The sequence below is a fragment of the Pleurocapsa sp. PCC 7327 genome (genome assembly GCF_000317025.1).
GTDB lineage: Bacteria > Cyanobacteriota > Cyanobacteriia > Cyanobacteriales > Microcystaceae > Hydrococcus.
In genome coordinates, this window is record NC_019689.1 from 4,142,041 (window position 1) to 4,157,188 (window position 15,148).

At 44.5% G+C, this 15,148-nt stretch carries 11 protein-coding genes and 1 pseudogene; 7 read left to right on the plus strand and 5 right to left on the minus strand.

The genetic code is table 11. From position 1 onward, the window contains the following. Positions 1-30: 30 nt before the first annotated feature. The 3 genes from PLE7327_RS18725 to carB all read left to right on the plus strand — a co-directional run bounded on the left by PLE7327_RS18725 (position 31) and on the right by carB (position 3,971). Positions 31-384 carry a hypothetical protein gene (locus PLE7327_RS18725; RefSeq protein ID WP_015145344.1) on the plus strand — a complete coding sequence of 118 codons (354 nt, stop codon included), beginning with the start codon at positions 31-33 and terminating at the stop codon, positions 382-384. Further along, complete coding sequence (locus PLE7327_RS24965; protein WP_015145345.1) at positions 381-554, plus strand: hypothetical protein; 174 nt, start codon at positions 381-383, stop codon at positions 552-554. Before PLE7327_RS18725 ends, PLE7327_RS24965 begins: the two co-directional genes overlap by 4 nt. Positions 555-695: 141 nt before the next feature. Next, positions 696-3,971 carry a carbamoyl-phosphate synthase large subunit gene (gene carB, locus PLE7327_RS18730; protein ID WP_015145346.1) on the plus strand — a complete coding sequence of 1,092 codons (3,276 nt, stop codon included), beginning with the start codon at positions 696-698 and terminating at the stop codon, positions 3,969-3,971. Between the two features lie 127 nt (positions 3,972-4,098). Here carB and PLE7327_RS18735 read toward each other — a convergent pair whose 3' ends face one another. Then, the gene (locus PLE7327_RS18735; RefSeq protein ID WP_015145347.1) at positions 4,099-5,187 is read right to left on the minus strand and encodes a CAP domain-containing protein; all 1,089 of its coding nucleotides are present in this window, start codon (positions 5,185-5,187) and stop codon (positions 4,099-4,101) included. Positions 5,188-5,586: 399 nt separating this feature from the next. Here PLE7327_RS18735 and PLE7327_RS18740 point away from each other — a divergent pair, with 399 nt between their 5' ends. Next, complete coding sequence (locus PLE7327_RS18740) at positions 5,587-6,441, plus strand: sugar kinase (protein ID WP_015145348.1); 855 nt, start codon at positions 5,587-5,589, stop codon at positions 6,439-6,441. Positions 6,442-6,853: 412 nt separating this feature from the next. Here the strand turns inward: PLE7327_RS18740 and PLE7327_RS26750 are convergent. After that, positions 6,854-6,979: pseudogene (locus PLE7327_RS26750) on the minus strand (RNA-guided endonuclease TnpB family protein); the annotation flags it as partial. A 109-nt stretch (positions 6,980-7,088) separates the two neighbouring features. Between PLE7327_RS26750 and PLE7327_RS18755 the strand changes: the two are divergent. Next, entirely contained in the window at positions 7,089-7,703 is a 615-nt protein-coding gene (locus PLE7327_RS18755; protein WP_015145349.1) for a Uma2 family endonuclease, read from the plus strand. Positions 7,704-8,016: 313 nt separating this feature from the next. On the opposite strand, the gene murJ is transcribed toward PLE7327_RS18755, so the two are convergent. Then, positions 8,017-9,615, minus strand: a complete 1,599-nt coding sequence (gene murJ / locus PLE7327_RS18760) for a murein biosynthesis integral membrane protein MurJ (protein ID WP_015145350.1) — start codon at positions 9,613-9,615, stop codon at positions 8,017-8,019. 32 nt (positions 9,616-9,647) lie between these two features. Next, on the minus strand, positions 9,648-11,114 hold the full coding sequence (locus PLE7327_RS18765; protein ID WP_217523204.1) for a diguanylate cyclase domain-containing protein: 1,467 nt from the start codon (positions 11,112-11,114) through the stop codon (positions 9,648-9,650). Here PLE7327_RS18765 and PLE7327_RS18770 point away from each other — a divergent pair. Beyond that, entirely contained in the window at positions 11,108-11,980 is an 873-nt protein-coding gene (locus tag PLE7327_RS18770; protein WP_015145352.1) for an alpha/beta fold hydrolase, read from the plus strand. The genes PLE7327_RS18765 and PLE7327_RS18770 overlap by 7 nt on opposite strands. A 59-nt stretch (positions 11,981-12,039) precedes the next feature. Here the strand turns inward: PLE7327_RS18770 and PLE7327_RS18775 are convergent, their stop codons facing one another. Continuing rightward, a complete protein-coding gene (locus PLE7327_RS18775; RefSeq protein WP_015145353.1) occupies positions 12,040-13,629 on the minus strand; it encodes a glycoside hydrolase family 57 protein in 1,590 nt (529 codons plus the stop codon). A gap of 246 nt (positions 13,630-13,875) precedes the next feature. On the opposite strand from PLE7327_RS18775, the gene PLE7327_RS18780 reads away from it, so the two are divergent. Next, positions 13,876-15,054 carry a histidine kinase gene (locus PLE7327_RS18780; RefSeq protein ID WP_041393576.1) on the plus strand — a complete coding sequence of 393 codons (1,179 nt, stop codon included), beginning with the start codon at positions 13,876-13,878 and terminating at the stop codon, positions 15,052-15,054. Positions 15,055-15,148 lie beyond the last annotated feature (94 nt).

The following is a 15,148-nucleotide window of genomic DNA, read 5'->3' on the forward strand; positions in this document are numbered from 1 at the left end:
TTGGCTATCTTTATGAGAAGATAGCCAATTATGTCATCTACTCCGCCGGAAATTAATGCGTTAATAAAGCGTTTCAATAACGAGTTAGATTGGATTGAAGGGAAAGCAACAGAAGGATTAGAACTTACCAGAATCGTTCTCGAACTTTTTCCCGAAAACCCTACGCTAGTTCGCCTGTTCGCTTTTTTGAATAATGCGATATTTTTTGTCAATATTCAAAGAAGTAGACTTCAGATAATTGTTAATGAGATTAATGTCATAGACGTGGCAACTTATGAAGAATTTAAAGAGGTAGCAGGAAAATTAGATCGCGAATTAGAGCTAATTTTAGAAACTAAAAGCATTTTTTCTGGCATAATTACAGGTTTGAAGAAATTAAAGTGAAGCGACCAGATTTCCAACAAGAGCCACTAGAAATTTTAAAAAAAATTGACGATCTAATTGCATTGGGCGAACAAAAATTAGAAGAAATAGACAATGAAATGTCAAATATTGAGAAAGAATTGAAGCGAAAAGCAAAAACCAAGCCAAAAGTAGAACAGCCTTCTCGATAAAATTTTCAGAGGCGATCGCAGTTTTGAGCGCTATTTTAGAGATCGAGTCATTAAACCTACATAAAGCTTTCGGCATTAGTCGTACCAAGAACCTATACAATGATCTGGGTTTAATTTCTCTCACTCAACGAGACACATCCTATGCCACGCCGCGACGATATACGTAAAATCCTGCTTCTAGGTTCGGGTCCGATTGTTATCGGACAAGCCTGCGAATTTGACTATTCTGGCACACAAGCTTGTAAAGCGCTTCGAGAAGAAGGCTATGAAGTCGTGTTGGTCAACTCCAATCCCGCTACAATTATGACCGACCCGGAAACGGCAGATCGAACGTATGTAGAACCGCTAACGCCAGAAATCGTTGAAAAGGTCATTGCCAAAGAAAAACCAGATGCTTTACTGCCGACGATGGGGGGACAAACGGCATTAAACATAGCCGTGGCATTGGCAAAAAGTGGCGTACTGGAAAAGTATAACCTTGAGTTAATCGGGGCAAAGCTGGACGCGATCGAAAAGGCAGAAGATAGGGAACTGTTTAAAAAAGCCATGCAGCGCATCGGCGTTCCCGTCTGTCCGTCAGGAATCGCTAACAATATTGAGGAAGCAAAAGCGATCGCGCAAGAAATCGGTTCCTATCCTTTAATTATTCGTCCTGCTTTTACTCTCGGCGGTACTGGCGGCGGCATCGCCTACAACCAGGAAGAATACGAACAGATGGCGCAATACGGAATCGATGCGTCTCCCGTCTCGCAAATTTTAGTCGAGAAATCCCTTCTAGGTTGGAAAGAATACGAACTAGAAGTCATGCGCGACTTGGCAGATAATGTCGTCATTATCTGTTCGATTGAAAATATCGATCCGATGGGCGTACATACGGGAGATTCGATTACCGTCGCCCCCGCCCAAACTCTGACGGATAAAGAATATCAGCGCCTGCGGGATTATTCTAAAGCGATTATTCGGGAGATTGGCGTAGAAACGGGCGGATCGAACATTCAATTCGCCGTCAATCCCGTCAACGGCGAGGTCATCGTCATCGAAATGAATCCCCGCGTGTCTCGATCCTCTGCCCTAGCATCGAAAGCGACGGGATTCCCGATCGCTAAATTTGCAGCGAAGTTAGCAGTGGGCTATACTCTCGATGAAATTCCCAACGATATTACCAAGAAAACCCCAGCTTCCTTTGAACCGACCATTGATTACGTCGTCACCAAAATCCCCCGTTTCGCCTTTGAAAAATTCCCAGGCGCACAAGCTATCCTGACGACTCAGATGAAGTCGGTAGGCGAGGCAATGGCAATCGGACGCACCTTCCAAGAATCTTTTCAAAAAGCCTTGCGATCGCTAGAAATTGGTCGTTTTGGCTTCGGTTGCGACAGACAGGAAACCCTCCCTTCTCTCTCCCAAATTCGGGCAAATCTGAGAACGCCCAATCCAGAGAGAATCTTTACCATCCATCACGCCTTCCATTTGGGAATGACGGTGGAAGAACTTTACGAACTTACCGCGATCGATCCTTGGTTTTTGGACAAAATGCAGGAACTTGTAGAAACCGAGAAGTTTCTCAAGCGGACTCCCCTGCACGAAATTACCAAAGAACAAATGCAGTTTATCAAACAGCAAGGATTTAGCGATCGCCAAATCGCCTTTGCGACGAAAACCTCAGAAGACCAAGTGAGAGGTTATCGCAAGCATTTAGGCGTTATCCCAGTCTACAAACTCGTCGATACTTGCGCGGCAGAATTTGAAGCCTTCACGCCTTATTATTACTCTAGCTACGAACCCGAAGAATCGGAAGTCAGATCCTCTGAGAAGCGCAAAGTCATGATTCTCGGCGGAGGACCAAACCGCATCGGACAGGGAATCGAGTTTGACTACTGCTGCTGTCACGCTTCCTTTTCTCTGAGAAATGCAGGGTTCGAGACGATCATGGTCAACTCTAACCCAGAAACTGTTTCTACCGATTACGATACGAGCGATCGCCTTTACTTTGAACCCCTCACCAAAGAAGATGTCCTCAATATCATCGAAGCAGAACGTCCCGAAGGCATTATCGTTCAATTCGGCGGTCAAACGCCCCTCAAATTAGCCGTTCCCTTGCAGGAATACCTAGATGAAAGAGAAGCCAATGGGGCTGATTTCGTGCCCAAAATCTGGGGAACGTCACCGGATTCGATCGATATCGCTGAAGATAGGGAACGATTCGAGCAAATTTTGCGCCAATTAAATATTAGCCAACCGCCTAACGGAATCGCCCGCAGCTACCAAGAATCCCTCTCAATCGCCGGACGAATTGGCTATCCGGTGGTAGTACGTCCTTCCTATGTCTTAGGCGGACGGGCAATGGAAATCGTCTATTCTGACGACGATCTGCAACGATACATGACCTATGCAGTTCAGGTAGAACCCGACCGCCCCATTTTGATCGATAAGTTCCTTGAAAATGCGATCGAAGTCGATGTCGATGCGCTATGCGATTCTACGGGGAAAGTCATCATCGGCGGCATTATGGAACACATCGAAGAAGCGGGGGTTCATTCTGGCGACTCTGCCTGTTCGATTCCTTTTACCTCTTTAGCCAATAGCGCGATCGATACCATTCGTCAGTGGACAGTCAAACTCGCCCAGGCGCTCAAAGTGGTAGGGTTGATTAATATTCAGTATGCCGTACAAGGGGAACGAGTCTATATTCTAGAAGCCAACCCTCGCGCCTCTCGTACCGTTCCTTACGTTTCCAAGGCGACGGGGATTCCTTTAGCCAAGTTTGCTTCTCTCGTCATGTCTGGGAAAACCCTAGAATCGCTAGGCGTTACCTCTGAGTATATTCCTCACCATATCGCTGTTAAAGAGGCTGTATTGCCCTTCGAGAAGTTTCCGGGGACGGATACTCTACTCGGTCCAGAAATGCGGTCTACGGGCGAAGTAATGGGCATTGACAGCGATTTTGGCAGGGCATTTGCCAAGGCAGAAATTGCCGCGGGCGTTCGTCTCGCTACAACAGGAACGGTATTTGTTTCGATGAGCGATCGCGATAAAGTAGCATCGGTTCCTGTCGTTAAGAACCTCATCGATTTAGGATTTAGAGTAGTCGCGACAGCGGGAACGCGCAAAGTCTTGCTAGAAAATGGAATCGATAATGTGGAATTAGTCCTCAAACTCCACGAAGGTCGTCCCCACGTAATTGACTGGATCAAAAACAATTGGATTCAATTCATCATTAATACTCCCAATGGAGAAGAATCCCACACCGATGCGCGCCTAATTCGTCGCACGGCATTGGATTATAAGTTGCCAATTATCACTACTCTCGCTGGTGCCAAGGCAACTGTAGCAGCTATTCGTTCTTTACAGTCCGAACCTTTAGACGTAAAGGCGTTGCAGGATTATATCGCTGGGAACGGTCAATCTGTGGGATAAGCGTTGCCCATCTTCCCGCATCTTATGGTTTTATCGATCTAATATCGGGAATTTCTCTTCCGTCGGAGTGACAACAGAAGAGAAATTCCCGATCGCTGTAGGCATTATACGCCTATTAACTTATCGGCTAAACGTAATTGAAGGAATTACTTTCAAGAGAAAGGTTGCTGGTATTTTGTACCACGGCAATCAGTTCGTCTTGACCCGTCGTTTTTAGGTAAATTGCCGTACCTGCGGGCAATCCTTGCGGAGCAGATCCCAAGGCATAATTACTCGCACTACCCTTAAGTTGAATGATATCACCCTCAGCTTGGCTAAAATCTTGAATCAGAGCATAATCTGCCTGACCCAGAGTATTATTTTGACCGTCGTTGTAGTAGACATTATTGCTATCGCCTAGCCTGAAAGTGTCAGCACCTGCACCGCCTGCGAGCGTATCGATTTCGCCTCTCCCTGGTTGTTGGTTGGTAGCGACACCGACAAGTGTATCCGTTCCATCCCCACCGAGGAGCATATCTTTACCAGAACCGCCGGAGAGATAATCGTCTCCTCCATCGCCATAAACGCGATCGCTACCCGAACCAGCGAATAGTCTGTCGTTACCGCCTTGACCTCTAAGGGTGTCATTTCCTCCATAACCGTAAATGGTTTGAGCAGAAGAGTCGCCAGTCAGTTCGTCGTTTCCGTTGGTGCCCTTAATTCCCCCGGAACCTTGAGTTTCTCCAGAAGGGTTAGGATTGGGGCTAGGCGATGGAGTCGAGGAACCGTCACTCTGAGCTGTGTAGGTGCCTGGGTTGGGATCGCCTGCACCGAATACTTGAGTCCAGTAGCGCTGATAATTGATGCGTCCGCTATCGTTGGCTAGGTAGGCATATCCTACTCCTAGATGAGTGTAGTTGGGATTGAGAATATTCGCACGGTGCCCGGAACTATTCATCCACGCTTGCATGACGGCTTCTGGACTTGTTTGACCGGCAGCAATATTTTCTCCCACAGTTGTCCACCGATAACCCGCTTGAGTAGCGCGATCGCTCGGTCTTGACCCATTACCCGGATCGACGTGACTGAAAAAGTCGCCATTCGCCATACGACCGGAATGACCATCTGCGGCAGCATCTAATTTTTGGCTGAGGCTTAAGGATCTTAAGCCCTGCTTAGCGCGTTCTTGGTTTACGAGTCCGAGTATTCTTTGGTCAAATTGGTCGGTTAGAGTCACAAGTTTCTCCTTTCATTAAAACAACTTAAAGCTGCATTCAGCTCTCATTAATGCTTAGTGCATTAGTTACATTTTTGAATAGTCATTCGCGTTGCAAAGATACACTATAAAATGTAAAAAAATAGATAATCAATTGAAGTGTAAGCTATTGACTATTCCGCGCATTAACTATCTATAAAAGGGTCTAAGCCTTTTTGTTAAAAATATTTAAGCATAGATTTTGAGTCAGTAAATACGCGAATTTACCGATCTTTCTATTTGCAAAGGAAATTTGCGATCGGTATTTTTATCGACTGATTAAATTTACTAATTGTGTTTTTGTTCCGGATCGATTTTTTTTATATAATCTTGACTGTTGTCTACAATATATGAAAAGCATCATGTCGCAGAGTCTAAAACATGAAACGACATGGACTATTTGTTGGCTTATCTACGTTAGACTTCATCTATCTAACTAAAAATATCCCAGAAACTAATCAGAAAATTGTTGCTTTAGACCAAACTATTGCAGCTGGAGGACCTGCTACTAATGCTGCCGTAACGTTTAGTTATCTGGGCGATCGCGCTACATTGCTAAGTGTTATTGGCAACCATTCTATTAGTCAGATAATTCGCTGCGATCTAGAAACTTATTCGGTCAAAATTGTAGATTTAGCGCCAAATCGCACGGAATTACCTTCAGTTTCTTCTATTATCGTCACCCAATCGACAGGAGAACGAGCGGTTATTTCTGCTAATGCTACTAAATTTCAAGCGATTCCCGAACAAATCCCCTCAGATATTTTACAGGATATCGAACTCATTTTAATTGACGGGCATCAAATGGCGCTTAGCGTTGCGATCGCTCAACAAGCTAGAGTAAGAAATATTCCAGTCGCGATCGATGGCGGAAGTTGGAAATCGGGTTTTGAAGAAGTGTTGCCTTTTGTCGATTATGCAATTTGTTCGGCTAATTTTTATCCTCCCAATTGCTATAATCAGGAAGATGTATTTATCTATCTTCAACAAATAGGCATTCCTCACATTGCGATTACTCAAGGTGAAAACCCCATTCAATATCTCTCTCAAGGAGAAAAGGGAGAAATAGAAATTCCTACGATAAAAGCCATCGATACTCTAGGTGCTGGCGATATCTTTCACGGTGCTTTTTGCCACTATATTCTTCAAAAAAATTTTATTGACGCGCTTTCTTGTGCGACTCAGGTTGCCTCTTATTCCTGTCAATTTTTCGGGACTAGGCAATGGATGCAATAAGCCTGTAAAACAGCCAAGTTTATTTCATTCTGACTTTATTTCGCCATGAAATAATACCGTTTTCAAAAATGCCCGCTACAAATCTCTTATTTAATCCATCCACACTTTCCACACACCTCCTTCTCTCTTTATCTGTAGCCAGAAAAGAGGAAATTGATATAAATTTCTTGTCCCCCAAATCTAAAGTCCGTTTAAACTCAAGATTTTGTTCCTTTGGCATCAACGCCTAGAACTATAGTTCTAGGCTCAAATCTCAACTCTATTAAAATAGACTGAAATTCCTATCGAGTCTTCTTGAGAAGACTTTTTTATCAGTCAGGAAATTAATTCCAAGAGTAGTTGTTGAGAATGATACAAGATCTTAATTGCAACTTTAGCATCTCGGACAGAGAATTTATTCTCTATCTACTGATAGGGTTAAATAGCTATCAGAAACTTTGACGTTTTGAGGATACTGAATAGACTGTTTCCCGTGTTTTGATTTGAATCTTGGATAGTTAGCTCTTTTTTCAAAAAAATTATTAAAAGCTACTCTTAGCATATTAGAGTAAACAACGTTCGCTACAAAAGAGGATAGCATAGCATTAAGCGATCGCTTTGAAATTTCTGTAACGCTTATGATATTCAATAGACATGGAGGTGAAATTATGACCGCAGCCTTGCCCAAGCTACTAACCTTCGATGAATTTATTGAACGGTATCCCAACGACGGTAAACGCTACGAACTGCATCAAGGAGTAATAGTTGAGATGCCCCCACCATCTGGCGACCATGAGGATGTTGTCGGTTTTTTGACACGAAAATTAGCAGTCGAAATTGAGCGGCTAAATCTTCCTTTTAATATTCCAAAAACAGGTTTTGTTAGAACCAAGAGTGCTGATTCGTGCTACTTGCCCGATGTATTGGTACTAAACCAAAATAATTTGAAAAACGAGCCACTTTGGAAAAAAGAATCTACAGTTACTCAATCCGAATCAATACCATTGGTAATTGAAGTTGTTTCAAATAACTGGCGGGATGACTACCACAAAAAATATGCCGATTATGAGGAGATGGGCATTCCCGAATATTGGATTGTTGATTATGCTGCCTTGGGTGCGCGTAAGTTTCTCGGAAATCCCAAGCAGCCGACTATTTTCGTGTGCGAGTTAGTAGATGGCGAGTATCAAATGACTCCATTTCAGAGCAATAACCTAATTGTCTCCTCAAATTTTCCCCAATTAAATTTAACCGCGCAACAGATTTTTGACTCGGTTGGCTAAAGTTCAAATAATGAAAAGTGCTATAACTTTTCTTTCAAAGCTAAAGCCTCTTGATAAAAAACAAGGTTTTGACGAGCGATTTTTGCCCAACTATATTGTTGTGCAGTACTATAAGCATTACGACGCAACCACTTTAAATAGGAGCGATCGCAAATTAACCTTTTTATAGTCTCCTCGATCGCGACATCGTCGCGGGGTGGAATAATTAAACCATCATATTTGAGTTAATCTCACTACTGGAATGGGATCGCAAGGCGAGCCTTTCAAGTTCGTCCTCTTTTAACTGCTCTACTGGCGGACAAGATATGAGCTATTACTTGCTTAACTTTTGCTGAATTCGAGACACGATAATATCAACTTCTGGCAACCTTAACTGCATTACTAATAGAACAAAAACTCCCAAGGCAACGCTTGCTGATAGACAAAATTGTAATAACAAAAGCAACAGATTATTACTATCTAAAAGTTTTTCCCATCCCCAATTTACGCCCGAACTTGCTATAGCCGACACGATAGTAATTGCTGTTAACTGTAATAAAGCCAATCCCCATTCACCCAACGGCAAGCCATTAAGTCGGCGGTTTAAAATCCACAAAAATGCTCCCATGGAAGTGATATTAACGCCAACAGTAGCTAAGACTAATCCTGGAGTTTGAAAAGATTGAATCAATAAATAATCTAATCCGGCATTGAGAAAAATATTAAAAATACTGACGCGAAAGGGCGTTTCTCCATCGCCCAAAGCATAAAAGACTCTAACTAAAACATCGCGACCTAAATAAAAGAACATTCCAAATCCATAAGCCATTAAAACGGGAATGACCATTTGAGAAGCTTCCAGATTAAAAGAGCCACGTTCGTAAATTATCCGAATAATTGGAGTGGCTGACGCAATAAAAATTGCTGTCAGAGGTAACATCGTGAGGGCAGTTAATAATAATCCCTGACGAATTCTAAATTTTAATTCTTGCCAATTTTCTGGGGCAGCGAGTTGGGAAAAGACGGGCATAAAAGGCACTAAAATCATATTAGAAATAATGCCCAATGGCGTTAGCACAATGAAATTAGCGTAGCGCATTGCGGCTGCCGCACCTTCAATATAAGAGGCAAAAAATAAATCGGTATAAACGTTAATATGTAACATTCCAGAAGAAAGGGAGGCGGGGATCATGACTCTCATAACATCTCCTACGCCAGGAATGCGCCAATCAAAGCGCAACCGCAACTTACCCATCCCCGACTGAATCTGGGCGTTTAACTGTGCCACCCATTGCAAAAGTCCGCCTGCTAGCGTTCCTCCCGCTAGCACTACTCCCCCTAATTGCAGGTATCGAGAATCGTTAATTTGCTCTCCCAGCAGCCAAGCGAGAACGGCGACACCAATGACGACAGTTAAGCTGGAAAAGAGAGGACTGATACTTGGCAACCAATATTGGTTCGAGGCATTTAGCGTACCGAAACCAATGCCGATCAATCCGGCAAATACGGCTAGCGGTGCCATAATCCGTAGCTGTAGAATAGCGCTAGCTCTTGCTATCCCGTCTAACCCTGGCGCAAGGATATCGATAAACGTTCCGGCAAAGACGACTAGAACGACGGTAACGAGTAACAGGACGATACTGATGAGGGTTGTTACCGTTTCCACGATGGGGGCGGCTTCGGACTTGTTCCGCTTTGCCAAAACACTCACTAAAGCGCTGTGAAAGGGACCGTTAATGCCGCCGAGCAAGATCAGCAGAAAACCGGGAATGACGTAGGCATAGGCGTAGGCGTTGACAACGGCTCCCACGCCAAAAGCCCATGCGATCGCCTGTTCGCGAACTAAGCCAAAGATTTTACTGATCAGGGTGGCAATGGCGACGATGCGCGCGATACCAGCTAGAGAGCGAGGGGATTTTTTCTTCTCAGACACGCCAGTTTCAAAATAACTGCTTGGTCTATTATTTACTCAATTTGGGCGACGGCACAATTGCGACCTTGTTCCTTAGCTCGATACAGTGCTTGGTCAGCCGCCTCAATTAAATTTTTAGGCGACAGCTGTTGAGCCGGTATCTGAGTGGCGATGCCCAAACTCATGGTGACATACTCTCTTACAGGCGAAGATTGGTGGGGAATTTGGAGTTGTAGTACTGCCTTGCGGATTGATTGTGCCACTTGTATCGCTCCTGTAGCGGGAGTGTTGGGCAAGATAATGGCAAACTCCTCTCCCCCGTAACGAGCCACTAAATCCGCCGGACGATTGACAACGCGATCGATCGCTCTCGTCACGGCTTTTAAACAATCATCTCCCTCTAGATGACCATAAGAATCGTTGTAGGGTTTAAAGTAATCGATATCCCCTAAAATTACCGACAAAGGCAATTGTTCTCTTAACATCCGCCGCCACTCTTGTTCGAGATGTTCTTCAAAACGGCGGCGATTGGCTACTCCAGTTAAGCCGTCCGAATTAGCTAGGCGGTGTAAGGTTTGGTTGAGTTGATAGAGTTCCAAGTTCATTTGCTGGAGCGAGGATTGATACCTTTGTCGCTCTTCTTCCACTCGTTTGTATTCGGTAATGTTTGTTTGAACGGCGATGTAGTGAGTTACTTTTCCCGCTTCATCTCTTATGGGAGAAATCGAAATATCATTCCAAAATAGCGTTCCATCTTTGCGATAGTTACGCACGGTGACCCGGCACTCTTTTTGTTGTCGGATAGCTTGTCGGATGATTTCGAGGGCGGGTTGCTTTCTATCTTCTCCCTGCAAGAAGCGGCAGTTTTTTCCTATGGCTTCTGCCGATGAATACCCTGTCATGCGTTCAAAACCTGGATTGACGTAAATAACCGGGTTATAGGGCGCGTTTGCATCGGTAATGACAATGCCGTTAGGAGTAGCAGCGATCGCGCGATCGAGTAGTAGTAAATTAAGCTGAGGTTGGGGATGAAATCGATGGACGATCTCGTTGAGGCGGAGTTGCTCTTCTAGTTTGGCATCTTTTTGGGCGAGTTGTTTTTGCAGGGCACTCAATTTGAGTTGCGTTTCTACCCGCATGATTACTTCTTCGGGTTGGTAAGGTTTAGCAATATAATCTGCTCCTCTAACAGCAAACGCTCTCGCTTTATCAAAGCTTGCGTCTAACTTGCTTAAGAAAATTACGGGAATTTCTTTGGTTGTTTCTATCGTTTTTAGTTGCTGGTAGAGTTCGTAACCGTTCAAACGCGGAAGCTTAACATCGAGTAAAATTAAATCGGGCGGCATTGTCTGTGCTGCCATGATTGCCATTTCTCTATCGAGGGCTTGTCTGATTTGATAGCCGCGCTCGACGAGCAGGCTTGACAGGACGCAAAGGTTGCCTACTTTATTTTCAACTACTAAAATATCTGCCTTATACTCCTGCTCAAAAATAGAAACATTAGGACTCAGCCATGACAATCGGTAGCTTGAAAGATAAAGTTAACGTTCGCGGGGTCGAGCATTATTATGAATGGATTCGCCAGCCTCAAACTTCCTCCAAACCCGTGATGGCGTTCGTTCACGGATGGGGAGGATCGTCGCGGTATTGGCGCAACACGGCAAGGGCACTCAGCGATCGCTTCGATTGTTTGCTATACGATCTTAGGGGATTTGGACGTTCTTGCCTCCCCCACTCCTCAACCGAGAGTTCGTCGTTCAAACTAAGTTACGAACTTGAAGAATATGCCAAAGATTTAGGGGTTTTACTCGATGCTTTACATGTAGATAAAATCTATCTTCACGGTCACTCAATGGGCGCATCGGTAGCTGCTTGGTTTCTCACATTATATCCCGAACGAGTCAAACGGGCAATTTTAGTCTGTAATGGCATATTTGAATACGATGAAAAAGCTTTTGCTGCTTTTTATAAATTTGGCGGTTACGTTGTCAAATTTCGCTATAAGTGGTTTTTAAATATTCCCTTTGCCGATCGCGTATTTATGTCGCGATTTCTTCATCGTCCCATTAGTAAACAAGATCGGCGAGCTTTTTTAGAAGATTTTCTCTTAGCAGACTATGAAGCAGCTTTAGGAACGATTTACACTTCCGTCAGTAAAAAAGCTGTAGAAATTATGCCGCAGAAATTCGCCCAAATTAGCGTGCCAACTTTGTTAATTTCTGGCGAGAAAGATATCATCATTCCTACCGTTATGGGCCGTCAAGCTGCTGCTTTAAATGAGGCAATTGAATATGTAGAAATTCCCAAAACCGCTCATTTTCCTATGTTGGAAGATGCCGAGACTTATCTGTCGAGAGTGCGAGAATTTTTAGAAAATGAAAATTAAATTAATAGTTAGTAGTTATTAGAATTTTTTTAATAACTAACCACTAACCAATAACAAAATTACAATGGTCTATAAACTCGGTAATTAATCTTCGGGAAAATATTGTCCATCGCTTCTACTTTTGCCAACCAACCCGAATCGATTTTTTCTGCTTTAATGTCTTCATAGAGTTTATTAAAGCGCAGCAAGTGCGATCGCGTCCGGCGTACCGCATAGGGCACCATCGTTCCCGTGCGCATGATAAACGCCCAGTCCGACGATTGCGCCAGCAGCAACTCCCGCGCTGCTTGATTGAGGGCGCGTTCTTCGAGTTCGTCTGCGGCTTCTCTTCGACTCAGTTCGATCATGCGTTCTGTGGCTTTGTGCAGGTGGGGATAAATCCAAGCATTGGTATTGTTGAGCCAATATTCGTGAAATCCCTTATGACCCCAACTTGACTGAGAGGGACGGCACACCTGTTGCGTGGGATGGCGACGCAAATAATCTGCTAGGTGAGTCATTTCATAAGTACTTTGGTCGTACCAAGACTTGCGGAACAAATAATCGATAAACCAAGGTCCTTCGTACCACCAGTGCCCGAACAGTTCGGCATCGTAGGGCGACACCACAATTGGCGGACGCTGCATTATTGCTGCCAAATGTCCGACTTGCTGCTCCCGATTATACATGAAGTTACCTGCGTGTTCTGCCGCCTTTTCTCTAGCCCAGTAAGGATCGTACAGCGCTTTGTCCGACAAACCCGCATGACGACTGGTGATCTTGTGATACTTGATCCCGATGTTTTTCCGCTGACCGTTGGGCATAATGTAGGGCTTAATGTATTCGTATTCCGCTTCCCAGCCCAAATCTTTATAAAACTCTCGATAGACGGGATCGCCAGGATAGCCGACCTGAGACGACCATACCTGCTGGGAAGATTCGTGATCGCGACCGAAGGCAGCAACCCCAGTTTCGGTAAAAATAGGCGCGTAGTTACCAAAGCGGGGACGGGGGCGACCGTAGAGAATTCCGTGTCCGTCAACGAGAAAATAGCGCAGATCGGCATCGGCTAGCATGCGCTCCACGCCTTCATAATAGGCGCATTCGGGCAACCAAATTCCTTTGGGCGGGCGATCGAAATGTTCTTGGTAGTGTTCGCAAGCCACCTGGATTTGTGCCCACACCGCTTGAGGATACATTTTCATCAAGGGCATATAGCCGTGAGTCGCGCCGCAGGTAATGATTTCCAGGTTATTGCTATCGAGAAATTGTTTGAAGGCGGCAACTAAATCTCGGTCGTAACGTTCCCAAGTCGTGCGAATTTCATGGAATTCTTTAGCATAATATTCTGCTAAGTAGCGAATATGCCCATTATGTTCGTTATGCTTGATTTCTTTTTGAACCAGTTCTTCTAACTTGGCAAGGTGTTGATCATAACGATCTTGTAGCAGGGGATCGCGCAACATCGACACCAAGGGAGGTGTCATGCTCATGGTCATCTTGAAGTCAATCCCATCTCGCTTTAGCCCTTCAAAGACGTGCAAGAGAGGGACATAGGTTTCTGTAATGGCTTCATAAAGCCATTCCTCTTCTAAAACATAGTCACTTTCTGGATGTCGGACGAAAGGCAGATGGGCGTGGAGGACGAGAGCGACATAACCGAGAGCCATAGGAGTTCTGTAATCTTTACTTAATATTTAGGTGAATAATGCTGGATATGAAGTTTAGTAAATTTTATACTATCTTAATGATCTTAAAATGAAAGAGATCGTAAAAAAGATCCTACCTTTTGTAGGAAGGTCATAGAGTTTTAGTTTCGATTGTCGAACGGACTTTGTAGCCGACATCTTTACAATTCGAGACGCGATCGCCCATTTAGCATGCTCACTCCTGACCTATCTAATACTAAATCATCTGTGTTGCAACTACCTAACATGCAGGCAGCCCCAGGACAAGACACTCCGACACCCGTGTCGATCCAGCTTTTGCTGTTTGTTGACGAGCGTCCCAGTTCGCAAGAAATGATTGGGCAGATCCAAAATTATCTCCAAAGCCTAAAGACAGATTATTCTATTGAGCTGCAAGCGATCGAGATTGGAGAACAGCCGCATCTGGTCGAGCATTTCAAATTGATCGCGACTCCGGCTTTAGTGAAAATTTTTCCAGAACCCAGACAAACGCTTGCGGGCAGTAATATTGTCGAACAACTAAAAAAGTGGTGCCCTCGCTGGCAACTGGCTTTCGAGGAGCAAATAGCCAACACTTCCAAACGAAATGGTTCTAGTAGTCAAACTCTGTCCCTTAAACTCGACGATGTAGGGTACGCGGCAGAATTTATCCGGCTTTCCGATGAAGTCTTTCGTCTCAAACAAGAAAAAGAAGAACTCCTCGATCGGTTGAAATTTAAAGATCAGGTATTAGCTATGTTGGCTCATGACCTGCGTAGCCCTCTCACGGCGGCTTCGATTGCTGTAGAAACGCTGGAGTTAACGCAAACTCAAGAGAATAACGAACGAACCGCAAAGCTTAAAGACCAACTTTACCAGCAAGCTCGCAAACAGTTTCGCGTCATGAACAGAATCATTACCGAGATTCTGCAAGCGTCTAAGACCATGAATGCCGAACTGCGAGTTCAGCACGGTCGCATGTACCTACAGTCGTTGTGCGAAGAGATTTTGGCTCAGTTTGCCGAGCAGTTTCAAGCTAAGTCTCAAAAGCTAGAGAAAGATATTCCTCAAGATTTACCTCCCGTTTATGCCGATGCCGAGTTAATTCGCCAGGTCATTGTCAATCTTTTAGACAATGCCTGCAAGTACACCCCAGAAGGAGGAAAGATCCAAGTTTCTATTCTCCACCGCACCACGCAAAAAATTCAGGTGAGCGTTTGCGATACCGGACCCGGCATTCCCGAAGAAAAACGAGAACGGATTTTTGAGGGGCATTTTCGTCTCAAGCGCGACGAATCTAAGGAAGGTTACGGTTTAGGGCTTTCGATGTGCCGTAAGATCGTCCGCGCCCATTACGGTCAAATCTGGGTAGATAGTATCCCAGAATGCGGTAGCTGTTTCCACTTTACTTTGCCAGTTTATCGGTAGTTGGGGATTGGTCGTTTGTTCTTTGTCATTAGTCCTTTGATGAAAGGATTGGTGAGAGTTAGTAGTTAGTAGTTAATTGTCTCGGAGTCTCAGA